Raw genomic sequence first — 17526 nt, 5'->3', positions numbered from 1 at the left:
CTGGACGCCCGATGCCCTGATGAGCATTGATTCCGACGAGCTGACCAGCTGGTACCGGGAATTCCAGCGCGATCTCCCGTGGCGCAGGCCGGGCGTCACCGCCTGGCAGATCCTGGTCAGCGAGTTCATGCTGCAGCAGACGCCGGTGGCCCGCGTCGAGCCGATCTGGCTGGACTGGATCGCGCGGTGGCCCACGCCGTCGGCGACCGCGGCGGCCGGGGTCGGCGAGGTGCTCCGCGCGTGGGGCAAGCTCGGATACCCGCGCCGGGCCAAACGCCTGCACGAGTGCGCCGTCACGATCGCCGCCGAGCACGGTGACGTGGTACCCGCCGACGTCGAGACCCTGCTGACCCTGCCGGGTGTCGGGGCATACACCGCGCGGGCCGTCGCGTGTTTCGCGTATGCGGCCAGGGTGCCTGTGGTGGACACCAACGTGCGCCGGGTGGTGGCGCGCGCGGTGCACGGCCGGGCCGATTCGCCGGCCAGCGTGCGCGATCTGGCGGACGTATCCGCACTGCTACCGGATTCCGATGCGGCACCGGTCTTTTCGGCCGCGCTGATGGAACTCGGTGCGACGGTGTGTACCGCGCGCAACCCGCGGTGTGGCATCTGCCCGCTGAGTGCGTGCCTGTGGCGCACAGCGGGTTATCCGGCGCCCACCGGCCCGGCCCGCAAGGTGCAGCGCTACGCGGGAACCGACCGCCAGGCCCGCGGCAGGCTATTGGATGTCCTGCGCACCAACAGTTTTCCCGTTACCAGGGCGCAACTCGACGTTGCCTGGCTCAGCGACACCGCTCAGCGTGACCGGGCACTGGACTCGCTACTGGTCGACGGCCTGGTGGAACAGACCCCCGACGGCCGGTTCGCACTGGCCGGCGAGGGCGAAAATACATGAGGATGGCCTGAATACCCTTCGCACGGCCCCGTGACGCCACTTCGGCACATACAACGGAGTCATGACGAAACTGACGCTACTGCTCTGTACGACAACGGCTCTGGCGTTGGGACTCGCGGCCCCTGCGGCGGCCGCGCCCAGCGGCAGCGGATCGGCCGAGGACACCGTGCGCGAATTACAGGGTCGCGGCTACCACGTCCAGATCAATTCCAATGCCAAGACCAGCCTTTCGCTGTGCAAGGTCACGGGTGTGCACGGCCTGGCCGACTCCAACATCAACGACACCGGCCACCGCATCGACCCGTCGCAGCACACCACCGTGTACGTGAATGTCTCGTGCCAGCCCGACGGTTAGGCCGTGGCGACGGCTTGGCCGTCGTCGCATACGGATACCCCTGCGCCGCAAGCGAACCGACGGCGATAGTCCGACGGCGTCACCCCGATGACGCGGCGGAAGTGGTGCCGTAGCAAGGTCGCGGTGCCGAATCCGGCCTGCCCGGCGATCCAGTCGATGTCGAGGTCGGTCTCCTCGAGCAACCGGCGCGCATACAGCACGCGCTGATCGGTGATCCACTGCATCGGCGTCGTGCCGGTCTCCTCGACGAAGCGGCGCGCGAAGGTCCGGGTCGACATCGCCGCGCGCTTGGCGAGCGTGCCGACCGTATGCGGCTTGTCCAGGTTGCTGATGATCCAATCCAGGTGCGGGGCAAAGCCATCCGAACATCGCACCGGGATGGGCTGGTCGATGAACTGGCGCTGCCCGCCGTCGCGCTGCGGCGGCACGACCATCCGGCGGGCGATCTTGTTGGTCACCTCGCTGCCGAGTTCGCGCCGCACCAGATGCAGGCAGGCGTCGATACCGGCCGCGGTGCCTGCGCTGGTGATCAGGTTGCCGTCGTCGACGAACAGCACGTTGCGGTCGACGCGTGCGGTCGGGTACATGCGGGCGAGCTCGTCGGCGTGCATCCAGTGCGTGGTGCAGGGCCGTCCGTCGAGCAACCCGGCCGCGCCGGCCAGGAAGGCTCCGGAGCACACCGTCAGGATGATCGATCCGGCATCCGCGGCGGTGCGCACCGCGGCCAGCGCCTCCGGCAGGTAGTCGCTGCCTGCGATCGCCGGGATGGCCACCAGATCCGCACCGATGAGGGCATCGAGACCGTGGTCGGGTGTCAGCGTGGCACCGATCGAGGTCCGCACCGGCTTGCCCGGCTCGGGGCCACACACCTTGAAGTCGAAGTTGGGCACTCCGTCGGCCGAGCGGTCGATCCCGAAAACCTCGCAGATCACCCCGAACTCGAAAACCGCGAGGCCGTCGAGCACCAGCGCGGAAACGCTTCTGATCATGGCAGTATCTTACCGAAAGGTGTCAGTGCTGCCACTTGTTGGCCGGATATTGGCCTAACAAGAATTACTGCCATGACATATGCACTCGCCCTCCTGATCATGGCCTCGCCGTTCCTGGTTGCTGCAGCCCTGAGCTGGGCAGCGCACCGCAGCGGCATCCTGCGGATTCATCTGGACCAGTTCCGCACCTATGCACCGCTCGCGGGCTGGCTGGCCGACTACGACGCGAACCGGGCCGAGCACGATCTCGATGCCGTGCGCACCCGTTTCGAGCAGAATCCGGCCTGGCCGACCGCCGGCGCCCTAGGTGAGCGACGCTAGAAACTTCTCGACGGCGTCGCGGTACACCTGCGGCTGCTCGTCATGAATCAGGTGGCCCGCCTCAGGAACATGCAAATACGTTGTCCGGTAACCGATCTCGGCCATCCTCCGCATCTGCCCGGGCGGGGCCACCGAAGTCCCCGCCTCGATCAGCAGCGTCGGCACCCGCACCGCGCGCCACTGCTGCCAGTACTCCCGCGTCCCCCACTCGGCGGCGATGTCCAGCCACCACTGCGGCCGGCCATGCAGTCGCCACCCGGTCGCGGTGCGGTCGAAAGCCTCCAGGAAGTAGCGACCGGCCACCGGGCCGAACTCCTGGTAGACCTCCTGCGCCGAACCGAATTCCACCGGCAACGCGTGCACCCACGGCTCCCACGGTCCGGTGGTGCGCCCGAGAAAATCCGGCGCCATGTCCTCGACCACAACCGAGGTCACCAGCTCCGGTCTTGCCGCGGCCAGACACCACGAATGCAGCCCGCCCATCGAATGCCCGACCAGTCGCGCCGGCTCCCCCAGTTCCGCGACCGCGTCGGCCAGATCCGCGACGAACCGCTCGGTGCTGATCGGGTACGGGTCGGGCACATCGCGGCCGCGGTGCCATGGCGCGTCGTAGGTGTACACCGCGCCCAACTCGGTCAGCCACGGGAGTTGACGGGTCCACGTGCTGCCGCGGCCCATCAGCCCGTGCACCAGCACGATGGGCGCACCGTGACCACCGTGGCGGGCGAGGAGTTCTGTGACCATGCCGTTATCTTGCCGCGCGGTCGCGGTAGCCTGATTCCCATGCCCGTCGTGAAAATCAACGCCATCGAGGTCCCGCCCAACGCAGGCCCGGAACTGGAGAAGCGGTTCGCGCACCGTGCACATGCCGTCGACAACCAGCCGGGGTTCCTGGGGTTCCAGCTGCTGCGCCCGGTCAAGGGCGAGAACCGCTACTTCGTCGTGACGCAGTGGGAAACCGAAGAGGCGTTCCAGGCGTGGGCACAGGGCCCGGCCGTCGAGGCCCACAAGGGTGAACACAAGAACCCCGTGGCAACCGGGGCGTCGCTGCTGGAGTTCGAGGTTGTGTTGGACGTTGCGGGGCCCGGCGCTTCGGCATAGCCGGAGCGGGGTGGCACGGCGGACGATAAGCCTGACGGCTGTCGTCGCGCTCGCCGCTGCCCTGGCTTCCGGTTGTTCGCAGGGCGCCGCACCGGCGGCCGAAATCTCCTACGGCGCCCACATCGACACCAACACCCCGCCTGGTCTGCGGGCCAAGCAGACCATGGACATGCTGAACTCCGACTGGCCCATCGGCCCGGTCGGCGTTCGGACGCTGGCCAGCCCGGAGAAGGTCGACGACGTCGGCACCAAGATGGACCGGATCTGGTGGGACCGCCCGTTCCGGGTGTCCTCGGTGGACATCGGCGCAGGCCAGGCCACGCTGCACGTGTTGACGTCCTACAACGTCGCGCAGGACATCGAGCTGCGCACCAATGACGCCGGGCTGGTCGACCGGTTCGACGTCAACCTCGTGCCGCCCGTGATCAACTCCTGGGCGGACATCGACACCGAGCTGACCAAGTCGGGCGCGCGCTACTCCTACCAGGTCGCCAAGGTGACCGACGGCAAGTGCGTCAAGGTGGCCGGGACCAACACCGACCTCTCCTTGCCGCTCGCCTCGATCTTCAAACTCTATGTGCTGCTTGCCGTTTCCGATGCGATCAAGGCCGGGACGGTGCACTGGGACGATCTGCTGACCATTACCAAAGAGGGCAAGAAACTCGGATCGGCGGGGCTGGACAAGATGCCGCCCGGCGCCCAGATCACCGTGCGGACCGCTGCCCAGCAGATGATCTCGGCGAGCGACAACATGGCCACCGACCTGTTGATCGGGCGGGTGGGGACCGGCGCGGTGGAACGCGCCCTGGTCACCGGCGGCCATCATGACCCGGCCAGCATGACGCCGTTCCCGACCATGCACGAGGTGTTCTCGGTCGGCTGGGGTGAGCCGAACCTGCGCGAGCAGTGGAAGCAGGCCTCACCCAAAGACCGCGTCCAGCTGCTGCAGCAGACCAATTCCCGCCCCTACGAACCGGATCCGATGCGTACCCACACGCCGGCGTCCAACGACGGCCTGGAGTGGTTCGCCAGCGCCGAGGACATCTGCCGCGTGCACGCGGCGTTGCAGGCCTCGGCCGTCGGCGAGGCGGCCCCCGTCAAACAGATCCTGTCCGCACTGCCCGGCATCGACCTCGACCCCGCGAAGTGGACCTACATCGGCGCCAAGGGCGGCAACCTGCCCGGGGACCTGACCTACAGCTGGTACGCCGTGGACCACACCGGGCAACCCTGGGTGGTGAGCTTCCAGTTGAACTGGCAGCAGTTCCGCAGCCAAACGGCCGCGGGCTGGCTGTGGTCGATTGCCAAGCGGGCCTTCGCGATGGCGCCCATCGGTTGACTCAGTTGCTGCGCAGCGTCCAGGCATGGCCGCGGAAGTGCAGCACCGTGCGGCTTACCGGCGCAATGTCGATGCGCCAGAACGACTTCGGCGGAGCATCCAACGCGATCAGAACGGCGGCGCGGACCACCGCCGGGTGCGTGACCGCCACGAGCCTGCCCCGCTTGTCGGTCACGGCGTCCATCCACCGCCGCACCCGCGCGATCAGCTCGACGACGCTTTCACCGCCGTGCGGCGCCTTGGTCGGATCGGTCAGCCAGATGGCCAGGTCGGCGGGGCGCACTCCGGAGAGCACGTCACCTCGCCACAGCCCGCAATCGAGATCGGCCAGCAGGGGCTCGACCTCGGCGCGCAGGCCGAGCAACTCAGCGGTCTGCCGCGCCCGCTTCTCCGGACCGCAGTAGGCCCGGTCCACCGGGCCGAGCTCGATCGCCGCATCGACCTGACGGTGGCCCACGGAGTTCAGTGGCTCGTCGATGGGGAAACGCCCGGCTGCCACCGCATCGGTCATGGCATGCGACACCAGCGACAGCCGGACGACCTCACTCACGCGGTCAGACGGTCCTGCTGCACGCGCCTTCCCTCAAGCAGCCGGGTGGCCAGCACTCCGAACACCAACCCGATCGTCGCCCAGATGACCACCTGCGTGCCCAGCGAATACAGCCGGAACTCGTAGAGGTCCTCGGGCGGGAAGCCCGACGGCGTCTCGTGGATGGCCGGCAGCACCAGCATCACCACGCCGACCGCGACGATGTAGGCCGCAGCCGCGGCCAGCGCCGCATTCCAGGCACCGAGCCGGGGTGCCAGCTGAGTACCGAGATACCCCGCGGCGACCATCAGCAGCGCCGACAATCCGACCATGAGCAGGTAAAGCAGGCCGCGCTGAGTGATGGTTTCCTCAAGGCTGGTCGCAGGCGGATTCGGCGCGTACTTCAGCGCCGGCACCACCCACAGCGCGATCAGCATCGCGCCGGCGATCAGCGCCGACAACGCGCGTACGGACAGGCCGTTGACCCGGTTGTAGGCCACGCAGAACACCACGGCGAACAGCGCGCCCATGGCGACCGCGAAGGCCAGCACCCCGAAGCCCATACCGATATTGGACTGCACGCCACGCGTGAACAGTTCGACGCTGTCACCGTGGCCGTGGCTGTGGCCCGCCGCGGCTTCCATCGCCTCATGTGCCGCCGACTGGCGTTCCTCGAACTGGATGGCCCGGCCGATGATCGGCTCAAGGAAGATCTTGGCCCAGACGAACGCGAGCACTCCAGCGAGGGCGCCGGCCAGGATGCCGCGCCCGATGATGTGTTTTTCCATGTTGGCTTGTGCCGCCGGAGAATCAGTGGCAGGGGAAGCCGAGCAGGTGCCTGGCGTCGTGGACGAACTCGTGGATGTACATGTTGTCGCCGAACACCGAGGTCGCCCCCTGGTCGACGCCGACGAAGTAGAGCACGACGAGCGCCAGGAAAGCCGTGAGGCTGAGCCACAGCACCGCTTTGGTCGCCGAGAGGTCGAGCGCGGGCGCGTGGCTCTTACGTGCCTCGGGAGAAGTCATCAGGGGGTCCTTTCTGGGAGTTCGCGTCCCAGTGGCAGTTGTGACGGGCTCAGGGTCTGACTGTGTACAGTGGCGCGACCGTTCTGGATTCTCACCAGATTCCTTTGTCCGTCTTTACAGGTGCATCGTAAACCTGTGAATCTCCCCTGTCAGCCGCCGTACCCGAGTTGCTGCGCGGTGTACTTGGCCGCGTCGGTGACGGGCACGGCCTGCACGGCGGTGCCGTAGGCGCAGATCTCGGTCCAGGTATCGCCGAGTTCGGTGGTGTCGAAGCGCATCGCGACGATCGCGTTGCCGCCCCGCGCGCGAGCCTCGTTCATCAGCCGGCCCATCGCCTCGTTGCGGCTTTCCGCCAGGTTCTTGGTCATGCCCTGCAGCTCGCCGCCGAACATGCTCTTGAACCCTGCGCCCATCTGCGAGAAGGCGTTTCGAGACCGCACTGTCAGCCCGAAGACCTCGCCGCAGACGCGTTGAATTTCCCAGCCCGGAATGTCGTTGGTGGTGACGATCAGCATGGTAGAGCCCTTCCTTCGTGGATGCCGATGTGTGATAACGCAAATACTGACCAGTGAAACCCATTGCTATGCACTGCCTGTGACTTACCTGCATCACATAATCACGCCGTGACTCAACCCTTTCGCCGTGCTCGCCTGTTTGCAGCAGCGCTGACTGTAGTGATGCCGTTCCTGTCGATTCCGATGGCAGCAGCCGACCCGCCCCAGGGCGGCGCGCACATCACCGGCATCGAGCATGTCAACGATCGCTGGGACAAGGTCTCGGTGTACTCGCCCGCCATGAACCAGGTGATCGTCAACGACGTGTACAAAGCTCCGCGGTCGGGCGCGCCGACGTTCTACCTGCTGCCCGGCATCGACGGCGGCGACAACCTCGACCCCGGTGGCAACTTCGCGCCCGGCGCCAAGAGCTGGTTCGGGATGACCGACATCCAAGGTTTCTTCGCCAACAAGAACGTCAACGTCGTGTCACCGCTCGGCGGGCAGTTCAGCTGGTGGACGGACTGGGTCAACGACGGCAGCAAGCAGTACCAGACCTACATGACCCGGGAACTGCCGCCGGTGATCAACGCGCAGTACAACACGAACGGACGCAACGCCGTCGGCGGCCTGTCGAGCACCGGCGGCACCGCCGTCGACTACGCCGTGCAGGCACCCGGCCTGTTCCGGGCCGTCGGCTCCTACAGCGGTCTGCTGAACCCCTCCGACAATGCCCAGCAGGTCTCGCTGACCTTGATGGGCGGTGGGCTCAGCGCCGACAACATGTGGGGCCCGGCCGGTGGCCCGCTGTGGGTCGCGCACGATCCCACCAAGAACGTGGCGAAGCTGAAGGGCACGGCCGTGTACGCGGCCGCCTCGACCAGCGGTGGCGAAGGCGCCGTCGACCGGCTGCCCGAAGGCTTCGGACCGAACATCACCGGAGGGTTGATCGAGCGCATCGTCTCCGACAGCACCAGGGCGTTCGCCGATGCCGCTGCGGCTGCCGGGGTCCCGGTGCACTACGTCGCCCGGCCGGAGGGCTCGCACACGTGGGGCCTTTTCGAATCGGAGATGCAGGAGTCCTGGAACACCACCATCGGACCGGCACTGGGCAGTTAGCCGACGACAAAAATGCCCCCGCCGAATGGCGGGGGCATTTTTGTTCGACCGGTTATTCCGCGGTGGCCGCGGCCTTGGCCAGATCGGGGCCATCGGGGCTGGCGCTCTTCGGCTTGCCCACGAAGGTGAACTTCGCGTCCTCGCCCGCACCTTCGCCGTCCCAGCCCTCGACGTCGACCGTGACGAGCTGCCCCGGACCGACCTCCTCGAACAGGATCTTCTCCGACAGCTGATCCTCGATCTCGCGCTGGATGGTGCGGCGCAGCGGCCGAGCACCCAACACCGGATCGAAGCCACGCTTGGCCAGCAGGGCCTTGGCCTTCGGCGTCAGCTCCATGGCCATGTCCTTGGTCTTGAGCTGGTTGCCGACCCGGCTGATCATCAGGTCGACCATCTTGATGATCTCGTCCTGCGTCAGCTGGTGGAACACGATGATGTCGTCGATACGGTTGAGGAACTCGGGCCGGAAGTGCTTCTTGAGCTCGTCGTTGACCTTCTGCTTCATCCGCTCGTAGTTGTTCTCGCCACCACCCTGGGTGAAGCCGAGGCCAACCGCCTTGCTGATGTCGGACGTACCGAGGTTCGACGTGAAGATCAGCACGGTGTTCTTGAAGTCGACCGTGCGGCCCTGACCGTCGGTGAGACGGCCGTCCTCCAGGACCTGCAGGAGGCTGTTGTAGATCTCCTGGTGGGCCTTCTCGATCTCGTCGAACAGCACGACGCTGAACGGCTTGCGGCGCACCTTCTCGGTGAGCTGACCGCCCTCTTCGTAACCGACGTATCCGGGGGGAGCACCGAACAGCCGCGACGCGGTGAAGCGGTCGTGGAACTCGCCCATGTCGATCTGGATGAGCGCGTCGTCCTCGCCGAACAGGAAGTTGGCCAGCGCCTTGGACAGCTCGGTCTTACCGACACCGGACGGGCCGGCGAAGATGAACGAGCCGGACGGCCGCTTGGGGTCCTTCAGGCCGGCACGGGTGCGGCGGATGGCCTTGGAGACGGCCTTGACGGCGTCCTCCTGGCCGATGATCCGCTTGTGCAGCTCGTCCTCCATGCGCAGCAGCCGAGTGGTCTCCTCCTCGGTCAGCTTGAACACGGGGATACCGGTCCAGTTGCCGAGCACCTCGGCGATCTGCTCGTCGTCGACCTCGGCCACGACGTCCAGATCACCCGAGCGCCACTGCTTTTCCCGCTCGGCACGCTGAGCCACCAGCTGCTTCTCGGAATCACGCAGCCGCGCGGCCTTCTCGAAGTCCTGCGCGTCGATCGCCGATTCCTTTTCCCGGCGGGCGTCGGCGATCTTCTCGTCGAACTCGCGCAGGTCTGGCGGAGCGGTCATCCGGCGGATACGCATCCGGGCACCGGCCTCGTCGATCAGGTCGATGGCCTTGTCCGGCAGGAACCGGTCGTTGATGTACCGGTCGGCCAGGGTGGCAGCGGCCACCATCGCGCTGTCGGTGATGGAGACGCGGTGGTGCGCTTCGTAGCGGTCGCGCAGACCCTTGAGGATCTCGATGGTGTGCTCGACCGTCGGCTCACCGACCTGGACGGGCTGGAAGCGACGCTCCAGGGCGGCGTCCTTCTCGATGTACTTGCGGTACTCGTCGAGGGTGGTCGCGCCGATGGTCTGCAGCTCGCCGCGGGCCAGCTTCGGCTTCAGGATCGAAGCGGCGTCGATGGCGCCCTCGGCGGCACCCGCACCGACCAGCGTGTGCAGCTCGTCGATGAACAGGATGATGTCGCCGCGGGTGTTGATTTCCTTGAGCACCTTCTTGAGGCGCTCTTCGAAGTCACCGCGATACCGCGAGCCGGCCACCAGGGAGCCGAGGTCCAGGGTGTAGAGCTGCTTGTCCTTGAGTGTCTCGGGCACCTCGCCGTGCACGATGGCCTGCGCCAGGCCCTCGACGACGGCGGTCTTGCCGACGCCGGGCTCGCCGATCAGCACCGGGTTGTTCTTGGTGCGGCGGCTCAGCACCTGCATGACCCGCTCGATTTCTTTCTCGCGGCCGATGACCGGGTCGAGCTTGCCTTCCATGGCGGCGGCGGTCAGGTTACGGCCGAACTGGTCGAGAACCAGTGAGGTGGACGGGTTGCCCGACTCGCCTCCGCGACCACCGGTGCCTGCCTCGGCGGCCTCCTTGCCCTGGTAGCCGCTCAGCAACTGGATCACCTGCTGGCGCACCCGGGTCAGTTCCGCACCGAGCTTCACCAGCACCTGGGCCGCGACGCCCTCGCCCTCACGGATCAGGCCGAGCAGGATGTGCTCGGTGCCGATGTAGTTGTGGCCGAGCTGCAGCGCCTCGCGCAGGCTCAGCTCCAGCACCTTCTTGGCACGCGGGGTGAACGGGATGTGACCGGACGGGGCCTGCTGTCCCTGGCCGATGATCTCCTCGACCTGGCTGCGGACGCCTTCCAGCGAGATACCCAGGGATTCCAGCGACTTGGCGGCGACGCCTTCGCCTTCGTGAATGAGGCCCAAGAGGATGTGCTCGGTGCCGATGTAGTTGTGGTTGAGCATCCGGGCTTCTTCTTGCGCCAGGACGACGACCCTGCGGGCACGGTCGGTGAATCTCTCAAACATCGGTGGTTACCTGCTCTCCGTCGCATAGCGGTACTGACGCGCAGCACTCCGCACGTAGTACATACCGTCCACTCTAGTGGGCGGCAGCTTCGGGTGCGGAGCTTGGTTGCGCGTTTACCCCGTGTACCCGATGCTGCAGACGATCAACGCCGCTGGTGTGGGAAACGTTTCCGCAAATGGGCGCCGAAAGGTTCGCCGCTAGCGAAAACACGGACCGGCGGTAACCGCCGATCCGTGTGCTGGCAATTCTCTTTTACGTTGCCGCGTGGAATGCGTCGATCACGTCGGCGGGAATCCGGCCGCGGGTCGACACATTGTGCCCGTTGCGGCGGGCCCATTCGCGGATGGCCGCGCTCTGTTCACGGTCGATGGCCCCGCGGCCCCGGCCTGCCGGGCTCGCGGCGCGCCCGCGCCTGCGGCCGCCGACACGGCGGCCGGCCTCGACCCATTGTTTGAGATCGTTACGAAGCTTGGTCGCATTCTTGGAGGAAAGATCGATCTCATAGGTGACGCCGTCGAGACCGAATTCGACCGTCTCGTCGGCGGTGGCTGCACCATCGAAATCGTCAACCAACGTGACGGTCACTTTCTTTGCCATTACCCCGCACCGAACCCTTCTGCCTACGCATTGGTGAGTAGTTGCCAGTATCCCGCCTCGTTGACCAATGTGCCACACCGACGCGCGCGAATACAACAGATCAGGTTCGAAGTCACTCAGTTGCCGAGACGCCGGACAATCGGGAACAAAACCGTCTCCCGAATTGAAAGCCCCGTCAATGCCATCAACAGCCGGTCGATACCCATTCCGGTACCAGTCGTCGGCGGCATCGCGTACTCCAATGCGGCAAGAAAATCTTCGTCGAGAACCATTGCCTCGTCATCTCCGGCAGCTGCCGCGCGAGCCTGGGCGGCGAAACGTTCGCGTTGGATTACCGGATCGATCAACTCGGAGTAACCGGTCGCGAGTTCGAAGTTACGGACGTACAGATCCCATTTTTCTGTGACTCCGACAATACTTCGGTGCGCCCGCACCAGCGGCGTGGTCTCGACCGGGAAGTCCCGCACGAACGTGGGCGCCCACAACTTGTCGCCCACGGTGTGTTCCCAGAGTTCTTCCACCAATTTCCCGTGCCCAAAGCCACGGTCGCGGGGAATCTCGGCGCCGAGATCATCAGCGATCTGCCACAACCGCTCCACCGATGTCTGGGGCGTGATCTCTTCACCGAGCGCTTCAGACAACGATGGGTACATTTCGACGGAGTCCCATTCGCCGTCGAGATCGTAGACCGTGCCGTCGGGCAATGGCACTTCTCTGGTGCCCAGCGCTTCGTCGGCGACCTCCTGAATAACTTCCCGCGTGACCGTCGCCGAGTCGTTGTAGTCGCCGTAGGCCTGATATGTCTCCAGCATCGCGAATTCCGGCGAGTGCGTGGAATCTACACCTTCGTTACGAAAGTTCCGATTTAACTCGAAGACCTTCTCAAAACCACCGACCGCACACCGTTTCAGGAAAAGTTCCGGTGCGATGCGCAGGTAGAGATCGACGTCGAGCGCATTGGAGTGGGTAATGAACGGACGCGCAGCCGCACCGCCCGCCTGGGTCTGCAGCATCGGCGTCTCGACTTCGAGGAATCCGCGCCGTTCCAGAGCGTTTCGCACCGCACGCACGACCGCGACGCGCTGGCGCGCGATGGTGCGCGCCTCCGGACGCACAATCAGATCGACATAGCGCTGCCGCACCCGCATTTCTTCGCTCATTTCTTTATGAGCAACAGGAAGCGGTCGCAGCGCCTTGGCAGCCATCTGCCAGGAATCGGCCAGCACCGACAATTCGCCACGTTTGGAGCTGATCACCTCGCCGTGGACGAAGACGATGTCACCGAGGTCGACGTCGCTCTTCCAGCTGTCCAGCGATTCCTGGCCCACCTGGGCCAGGCTGATCATCACCTGCAGCTGGGTCCCGTCCCCTTCCTGCAGGGTCGCGAAGCAGAGCTTCCCGGAGTTGCGGGCGAACACCACCCGGCCGGCGACACCGACCACCTGACCGGTCTGGGTGTCGGCTTCCAGGTCGGGGTAGGCGCTGCGCAGCTCGGCCAGCGTGTGGGTGCGCGGCACGACGACGGGATACGGTTCACGCCCCTCGGCCAGCAACCGTTCCCGCTTGGCCTGACGGATCCGGAACTGCTCGGGGATGTCGGCCTGGGACTCGGATGCAACGTGGCTATCGGCTTGGGTCACGAAATGCCAGCTTAGTCAGCGCGCAGGCTTGAGCCGTCCGCGCTGTGAGTCCCGGTTGCGTTCGAAGATCAGCCGCAGCCCGTCGAGGGTCAGATGCCGGTCGTAGTGCTCGACGGTACGCAGATCCGGCAGCACCAGCGGAGCGGTGTATCCGGTGGCCACCACGGCGACATTGCTGCCCGAGAATCCGTCGACGTCCTCACGGATGCGGCTGACCAGGCCGTCGACCAGACCGGCGAATCCGAAGACCGCACCGGACTGCATGCACTCGACGGTGTTCTTGCCGATCACCGAGCGGGGGCGGGTGAGCTCGACCCGGCGCAGCGCGGCCGAGCGGGCCGCCGCGGCGTCGGACGACACCTGCACACCTGGCGCGATCGCCCCGCCGAGGAACTCGCCCTTGGCCGACACCACGTCGACGCAGATGGACGAGCCGAAATCCACCACGATCGCGGCCGTTCCGTATTTGTGGTACGCGGCAAGGCAATTCACGATGCGGTCGGCGCCGACCTCTTTGGGGTTGTCCACCAGAAGCGGGATGCCGGTGCGCACGCCGGGCTCGATCAGCACGTGCGGCACGGCAGGCCAGTACTGCTCGAGCATCAGCCGCACCTCGTGCAGCACCGACGGCACGGTCGACAGCCCCGCCGCCCCGGTCAACTGGTCGGAGTCGTCGCCGATCAGCCCGTCGATGGTCAGGGCCAGCTCGTCGGCCGTCACCTCGGACTCGGTACGAATCCGCCACTGCTGCACCACTTTCGCGTGATCTCCCGAACCGGAGATCAACCCGACGATGGTGTGGGTGTTGCGGACGTCTATCGCGAGCAGCATCAGCGTGGCGACATCAGTTCGGACGCGTATTCGGCCGGTACATAGGCCGGGTCGCCGCTGTGCAGCCCCAGGTCGATCTGCTTGTTGTCGGAGTCGACGAACACGATCCGCGGGCGGTACGCACGTGCCTCGGCGTCCTCCATCACGCCGTACGCGATCAGGATCACCAGATCGCCTGGATGGACGAGATGCGCTGCGGCACCGTTGATCCCGATGACGCCGGTGCCCCGCTCACCGGTGATCGCATAGGTCACCAGCCGCGCGCCGTTGTCGATGTCGACGATGGTCACCTGCTCGCCTTCGAGCAGGTCGGCAGCGTCCATCAGGTCGGCGTCGATGGTGACCGAACCGACGTAGTGCAGGTCGGCCTGGGTCACCGTGGCCCGGTGGATCTTCGATTTGAGCATGGTGCGTTGCATCAGTTCCTCCAGGGCAGTTCGTGGCTGTCGTCGACGCGGGGGTGTCCGTCGATACCCGCGGACGCGCCGATGTCGACGGCGATGTTGTCGAGCAGCCGGGTTCGGCCCAGCCGCGCGGCGACCAGCAACCGGGCCTGCCCCTCCTCGGGTGCGGGGCCCAACCGCGGGTCGCGGACCTGCAGGTAGTCCACGTCGATGGCGGGCACCTCGTCGAGCACGGCCCTGGCCGCATCGATGGCCGCACCTGCGCCTCCCGCCGCGGCGTACTTGCCCGCCAGCAGCGCCGCCGACAGCGCGGTGGCCTGCTCCCGCTCGTCGGCGTCGAGGTAGCGGTTGCGCGAGGACAGGGCCAGCCCGTCGGACTCGCGCACGGTGGGCACGCCGACGATCTGCGCATCGACGTTGAGATCGGTGACCATCTGGCGGATCAGCGCCAGCTGCTGGTAGTCCTTCTCACCGAAGTAGGCCTTGTCGGGGTGGACGATGTTCAGCAGTTTCAGCACGACTGTCAGCACGCCGGCGAAATGCCCTGGGCGCGAAGCCCCTTCGAGCTCCTCACCGAGCGGTCCGGGATGCACCTCGGTGCGCGGCCCGTCGGGGTAGATCTCGGCGACGGTCGGGGTGAACGCGATGTCCACCCCTTCTGCGCGCAGCGCGGCCAGATCGTCATCGAGGGTGCGGGGGTAGGCGTCGAGGTCCTCCCCCGCCCCGAACTGCAGCGGGTTGACGAAGATCGACACCACCACCACCGACCCCGGCACGCGCTTGGCGGCCTTGACCAAGGTCAGATGCCCTTCGTGCAGCGCACCCATGGTGGGCACCAGCGCCACCCGCCGCCCGGTGCCCCGCAGCGCGCGCGTGACGGCGGAGACGTCGGCAGGGTCCCGGTAGACGTTGAGTTCCCCTGCGGTGAATTTCGGTGGGGTGTCCAGGCTCATCGTTGGCTCGTTTCCGCCAGCACCTCGAAGACGTCTCCGGGTGCGTGGGCACGCTGGGCAGTACGCAGTGAGTTGGCCCGATATGCCTGGGCTAGTTGAGGATCCAGTTCTTCCAGAGCGTTCAGATGGGCGGCGACCGCGGCGGCGTCGCCGCGTGCCACCGGCCCGGTCAGCGCGGCCTGACCACGCTGCAGTGCGTTTTCGAGCGCTGCTCGCGCCAGCGGGGCCACCACCCGTTCGGCCAGGCCGCCGGGTTCGTCGCCGACAAGTTCCTGGCCGAGCAGCTCTTGCCCGCGCAGCGATGCCCGCAGCACGTCCACGGCGTCGAGCACCAGGGTCACCAGATGGTTGCTGACGTGCGCCAGGGCGGCGTGGTACTGCGTCCTGGCATCTTCGCGGACCCGGAACGGCTCACCGCCGATCTCCAGCACCAGCGACTGGCCGATCGCGTAGCCCACCTCGTCGGCGGCGGTGACCCCGAAGCACGTGTCGGGCAGCCGGGCGATGTCCTCGTCGGAGCCGGTGAAGGTCATCGCAGGGTGGATGGCCAGCGGGATGCAGCCTTGTGCGGTCAGCGGGGCCAGGATGCCGACACCGTTGGCACCGGAGGTGTGCGCCACGATGGTGCCCGGCCGCACCGCACCCGTCGCGGCCAACCCGGCCACCAGCGCAGCCAGTTCCGCGTCAGGAACCGTCAGCAACAACAGTTCGGCGCGCCCCGCGACCTCGTGGACGGGCAGTATCGCCGTATCCGGCAGCCTGCGCTGGGCGCGCAGCCGGGAAGGCTCCGAGATGGCGCTGCACGCCACCACGACATGCTCGGCCCGCTCCAGGGCGTAGCCGAGCGCAGTCCCGACGCGACCGGCCGAGATGATCCCGACCGAGAGGCGCGCCGGACGCAGCCCGTCGAACTGCTCCATCGCAGACGACCTCACAAGTTGAAGTAGTTGTCATCGTTCCAGTCCCGCGTTGCGGGTACCGGACGGTTGCCACAGATTAGCTCACTCGTCGCGGCGTCTGCGACCGCCACCTTGGGCTGGGGTCGCCTGGAAGCGGGCCAGCAGCTCGGTCACCGACTGCCCGCCGGCGTGCTGACCATTGGCTTCGTCAGGTTCCGGCTCCGGTGGCGGCGGGGGCTGCGAGGGTTCCGCAGCCAGGACCGGACGGCCGGGATCGCCCACGTCGGACGCGGCGGAGTGGCGGCCGCGGGGCGGTTCGGGCGGCTGGGTGGACATCACCGGCTCGGCGGGGGCCTGCTCGGGAGCCCGGCGGCGGCCGACATACTCGTTGGACACCCCGTTCTCCGGCACAGGCGGGGCGACCCAGTTGCTGCCCGGCGCCCCGGCGGGGATGAACTGCCCTTCGGCGGGTGCGGGCTGCCACTCGGTCGAGGGCTGCTCGGGCAGCCGGTGCGGCGGGGCACCCGGCGGGGACCACGGGCTGCTCGGTGGCGCGGGGCGCTGCGCGGCAGGCACGTCGAGGGTCGGAGACGGTTCCATCGGCGGCATGGTCGGCGGCGGGGGTGGCGGCGCCCAGGTCGACGGCGGCTGTTGCTGCGGGGGAACAGGCTGCGGCGGCGTCTGCTGCGGCGGTGTCGGGCGGCGCGGTTCCTGCTGCTGGGGCGGCCGAACTTGCTGGTCCTCGGCCATGCGGCGCCTGCGGCGCGGCTGCTCGGGGCCCTGCGTGGACAGCCGGTGGGCGCCGCCGGCTGCTGCGGCCGCTGCCGCCGCGGCGTCCCAGTCGTTCTCCGACGGGTGCGGCTCGGCCGGGACGTCGATGATGGGGCTTTCCTCGGTCCGGACGCTGCGGATGTCGGTGTCCTCGACCGGGGACACGTCAAGCCTGCTGGCGGTGACCCGGCCGGCGGCCCGCACCGTGCTCTTGTCGTTCTCGATGGCCGGCCGGTGCGACAGGTCGGCGTCGAACAGGATCTCGAGGTTTGCCCGCAACGCTGCCAACTCGGCGCGCAGCGCAGCGACCTCGTCGGCGGCCTGGGCCCGCAGCTCGGAAGCCAGTTCGCGGCGCAGCTGGCTTTCCACGGTCAGTTCGTATTCGCGCCGCGCCGAGATCTCACGATCGAGCTGGAGGTCGTACACCAGTTTCAGATCGCGGGCCTTGGCCTGGTCGAGATCGCTCTGGCGGCGGTAGATGACGGAGACGAACGCCGCCACCACGGCGGCCCACAATGCCAGGATGACGGCTAACTTCAGCAACTCAACGCGGTCGGTGAACACCAGCGCCGAACTCGCCAAAATAGCGAGCACCAGCAACACTGTTAAGAGCAGCCAGCCTGGCCTTCGGCCGCCGCGCCGTGGCCGAGCACCGCGGGGCAGAACGGTCATGGGCCGACT

The 17526-nt window shown here is 67.1% G+C and carries 20 protein-coding genes; 6 read left to right on the top strand and 14 right to left on the bottom strand.

What is annotated here, in order from left to right:
* Window positions 1–19: 19 nt before the first annotated feature.
* Window positions 20–895, top strand: coding sequence for an iron-sulfur binding domain-containing protein (locus tag RMCB_RS08790; RefSeq protein ID WP_062828557.1), 876 nt, complete (start codon window positions 20–22; stop codon window positions 893–895).
* A gap of 61 nt (window positions 896–956) precedes the next feature.
* On the top strand, window positions 957–1250 hold the full coding sequence (locus RMCB_RS08785) for a hypothetical protein (protein WP_062828461.1): 294 nt from the start codon (window positions 957–959) through the stop codon (window positions 1248–1250).
* Here RMCB_RS08785 and RMCB_RS08780 read toward each other — a convergent pair.
* Window positions 1247–2239 (bottom strand): GlxA family transcriptional regulator, encoded by a 993-nt coding sequence (locus RMCB_RS08780; RefSeq protein WP_062828460.1) that lies wholly within the window; start codon window positions 2237–2239, stop codon window positions 1247–1249. The two genes, RMCB_RS08785 and RMCB_RS08780, sit on opposite strands and share 4 nt — an antisense overlap.
* A gap of 72 nt (window positions 2240–2311) precedes the next feature.
* Here RMCB_RS08780 and RMCB_RS08775 point away from each other — a divergent pair, with 72 nt between their 5' ends.
* Entirely contained in the window at window positions 2312–2560 is a 249-nt protein-coding gene (locus RMCB_RS08775; protein ID WP_029369368.1) for a hypothetical protein, read from the top strand.
* Here the strand turns inward: RMCB_RS08775 and RMCB_RS08770 are convergent.
* Window positions 2543–3304, bottom strand: coding sequence for an alpha/beta fold hydrolase (locus RMCB_RS08770; RefSeq protein ID WP_062828459.1), 762 nt, complete (start codon window positions 3302–3304; stop codon window positions 2543–2545). The two genes, RMCB_RS08775 and RMCB_RS08770, sit on opposite strands and share 18 nt — an antisense overlap.
* 39 nt (window positions 3305–3343) lie before the next feature.
* Here RMCB_RS08770 and mhuD point away from each other — a divergent pair, with 39 nt between their 5' ends.
* Together mhuD and RMCB_RS08760 are read left to right on the top strand one after the other, a co-directional pair.
* On the top strand, window positions 3344–3661 hold the full coding sequence (gene mhuD, locus RMCB_RS08765; protein WP_029369366.1) for a mycobilin-forming heme oxygenase MhuD: 318 nt from the start codon (window positions 3344–3346) through the stop codon (window positions 3659–3661).
* On the top strand, window positions 3636–5000 hold the full coding sequence (locus RMCB_RS08760) for a serine hydrolase (protein WP_029369365.1): 1365 nt from the start codon (window positions 3636–3638) through the stop codon (window positions 4998–5000). The genes mhuD and RMCB_RS08760 overlap by 26 nt, the downstream gene beginning before the upstream one ends.
* Before the next feature lies 1 nt (window position 5001).
* Here the strand turns inward: RMCB_RS08760 and RMCB_RS08755 are convergent, their stop codons facing one another.
* The 4 genes from RMCB_RS08755 to RMCB_RS08740 all read right to left on the bottom strand — a co-directional run bounded on the left by RMCB_RS08755 (window position 5002) and on the right by RMCB_RS08740 (window position 7070).
* Window positions 5002–5550, bottom strand: a complete 549-nt coding sequence (locus RMCB_RS08755; RefSeq protein WP_062828458.1) for a histidine phosphatase family protein — start codon at window positions 5548–5550, stop codon at window positions 5002–5004.
* On the bottom strand, window positions 5547–6317 hold the full coding sequence (locus RMCB_RS08750) for a CbtA family protein (protein ID WP_062828457.1): 771 nt from the start codon (window positions 6315–6317) through the stop codon (window positions 5547–5549). Before RMCB_RS08750 ends, RMCB_RS08755 begins: the two co-directional genes overlap by 4 nt.
* Window positions 6318–6339: 22 nt before the next feature.
* A complete protein-coding gene (locus tag RMCB_RS08745) occupies window positions 6340–6555 on the bottom strand; it encodes a CbtB domain-containing protein (protein ID WP_029369362.1) in 216 nt (71 codons plus the stop codon).
* 149 nt (window positions 6556–6704) lie between these two features.
* Window positions 6705–7070 (bottom strand): YbjQ family protein, encoded by a 366-nt coding sequence (locus RMCB_RS08740; RefSeq protein WP_029369361.1) that lies wholly within the window; start codon window positions 7068–7070, stop codon window positions 6705–6707.
* Between the two features lie 183 nt (window positions 7071–7253).
* Between RMCB_RS08740 and RMCB_RS08735 the strand changes: the two genes are divergently transcribed.
* Window positions 7254–8168 (top strand): alpha/beta hydrolase, encoded by a 915-nt coding sequence (locus RMCB_RS08735; RefSeq protein WP_063979595.1) that lies wholly within the window; start codon window positions 7254–7256, stop codon window positions 8166–8168.
* 52 nt (window positions 8169–8220) lie between these two features.
* On the opposite strand, the gene clpC1 is transcribed toward RMCB_RS08735, so the two are convergent.
* The 8 genes from clpC1 to RMCB_RS08695 all read right to left on the bottom strand — a co-directional run bounded on the left by clpC1 (window position 8221) and on the right by RMCB_RS08695 (window position 17517).
* Entirely contained in the window at window positions 8221–10749 is a 2529-nt protein-coding gene (clpC1, locus tag RMCB_RS08730; protein ID WP_029369359.1) for an ATP-dependent protease ATP-binding subunit ClpC, read from the bottom strand.
* A gap of 253 nt (window positions 10750–11002) precedes the next feature.
* Window positions 11003–11347 (bottom strand): histone-like nucleoid-structuring protein Lsr2, encoded by a 345-nt coding sequence (lsr2, locus tag RMCB_RS08725; RefSeq protein ID WP_029369358.1) that lies wholly within the window; start codon window positions 11345–11347, stop codon window positions 11003–11005.
* A 116-nt stretch (window positions 11348–11463) separates the two neighbouring features.
* Window positions 11464–12987: a lysine--tRNA ligase gene (gene lysS / locus RMCB_RS08720; protein WP_062828455.1), complete on the bottom strand. Its 1524-nt coding sequence runs from the start codon at window positions 12985–12987 to the stop codon at window positions 11464–11466.
* A 15-nt stretch (window positions 12988–13002) separates the two neighbouring features.
* Window positions 13003–13818, bottom strand: coding sequence for a type III pantothenate kinase (locus tag RMCB_RS08715; RefSeq protein WP_029369356.1), 816 nt, complete (start codon window positions 13816–13818; stop codon window positions 13003–13005).
* Window positions 13818–14237: an aspartate 1-decarboxylase gene (gene panD / locus RMCB_RS08710; RefSeq protein WP_062828454.1), complete on the bottom strand. Its 420-nt coding sequence runs from the start codon at window positions 14235–14237 to the stop codon at window positions 13818–13820. Before panD ends, RMCB_RS08715 begins: the two co-directional genes overlap by 1 nt.
* The gene (panC, locus tag RMCB_RS08705) at window positions 14237–15175 is read right to left on the bottom strand and encodes a pantoate--beta-alanine ligase (protein ID WP_062828453.1); all 939 of its coding nucleotides are present in this window, start codon (window positions 15173–15175) and stop codon (window positions 14237–14239) included. Before panC ends, panD begins: the two co-directional genes overlap by 1 nt.
* Window positions 15172–16095: a Rossmann-like and DUF2520 domain-containing protein gene (locus RMCB_RS08700; RefSeq protein ID WP_062828452.1), complete on the bottom strand. Its 924-nt coding sequence runs from the start codon at window positions 16093–16095 to the stop codon at window positions 15172–15174. Before RMCB_RS08700 ends, panC begins: the two co-directional genes overlap by 4 nt.
* A gap of 81 nt (window positions 16096–16176) precedes the next feature.
* On the bottom strand, window positions 16177–17517 hold the full coding sequence (locus tag RMCB_RS08695) for a DUF6779 domain-containing protein (protein ID WP_062828451.1): 1341 nt from the start codon (window positions 17515–17517) through the stop codon (window positions 16177–16179).
* Between the last annotated feature and the right edge of the window lie 9 nt (window positions 17518–17526).

It is taken from the genome of Mycolicibacterium brisbanense (assembly GCF_001570425.1).
Lineage (GTDB): Bacteria > Actinomycetota > Actinomycetes > Mycobacteriales > Mycobacteriaceae > Mycobacterium > Mycobacterium brisbanense.
This window is presented reverse-complemented; position numbering and strand designations above follow the sequence as displayed.

Coding starts and splice junctions, on each gene's coding strand:
- RMCB_RS08790 (WP_062828557.1), top strand. CDS start 20: ATGAGCATTGATTCCGACGAGCTGACCAGCTGGTACCGGGAATTCCAG.
- RMCB_RS08785 (WP_062828461.1), top strand. CDS start 957: ATGACGAAACTGACGCTACTGCTCTGTACGACAACGGCTCTGGCGTTG.
- RMCB_RS08780 (WP_062828460.1), bottom strand. CDS start 2,239: ATGATCAGAAGCGTTTCCGCGCTGGTGCTCGACGGCCTCGCGGTTTTC.
- RMCB_RS08775 (WP_029369368.1), top strand. CDS start 2,312: ATGACATATGCACTCGCCCTCCTGATCATGGCCTCGCCGTTCCTGGTT.
- RMCB_RS08770 (WP_062828459.1), bottom strand. CDS start 3,304: ATGGTCACAGAACTCCTCGCCCGCCACGGTGGTCACGGTGCGCCCATC.
- mhuD (WP_029369366.1), top strand. CDS start 3,344: ATGCCCGTCGTGAAAATCAACGCCATCGAGGTCCCGCCCAACGCAGGC.
- RMCB_RS08750 (WP_062828457.1), bottom strand. CDS start 6,317: ATGGAAAAACACATCATCGGGCGCGGCATCCTGGCCGGCGCCCTCGCT.
- RMCB_RS08745 (WP_029369362.1), bottom strand. CDS start 6,555: ATGACTTCTCCCGAGGCACGTAAGAGCCACGCGCCCGCGCTCGACCTC.
- RMCB_RS08740 (WP_029369361.1), bottom strand. CDS start 7,070: ATGCTGATCGTCACCACCAACGACATTCCGGGCTGGGAAATTCAACGC.
- RMCB_RS08735 (WP_063979595.1), top strand. CDS start 7,254: ATGGCAGCAGCCGACCCGCCCCAGGGCGGCGCGCACATCACCGGCATC.
- clpC1 (WP_029369359.1), bottom strand. CDS start 10,749: ATGTTTGAGAGATTCACCGACCGTGCCCGCAGGGTCGTCGTCCTGGCG.
- lsr2 (WP_029369358.1), bottom strand. CDS start 11,347: ATGGCAAAGAAAGTGACCGTCACGTTGGTTGACGATTTCGATGGTGCA.
- RMCB_RS08715 (WP_029369356.1), bottom strand. CDS start 13,818: ATGCTGCTCGCGATAGACGTCCGCAACACCCACACCATCGTCGGGTTG.
- panD (WP_062828454.1), bottom strand. CDS start 14,237: ATGCAACGCACCATGCTCAAATCGAAGATCCACCGGGCCACGGTGACC.
- panC (WP_062828453.1), bottom strand. CDS start 15,175: ATGAGCCTGGACACCCCACCGAAATTCACCGCAGGGGAACTCAACGTC.
- RMCB_RS08700 (WP_062828452.1), bottom strand. CDS start 16,095: ATGGAGCAGTTCGACGGGCTGCGTCCGGCGCGCCTCTCGGTCGGGATC.
- RMCB_RS08695 (WP_062828451.1), bottom strand. CDS start 17,517: ATGACCGTTCTGCCCCGCGGTGCTCGGCCACGGCGCGGCGGCCGAAGG.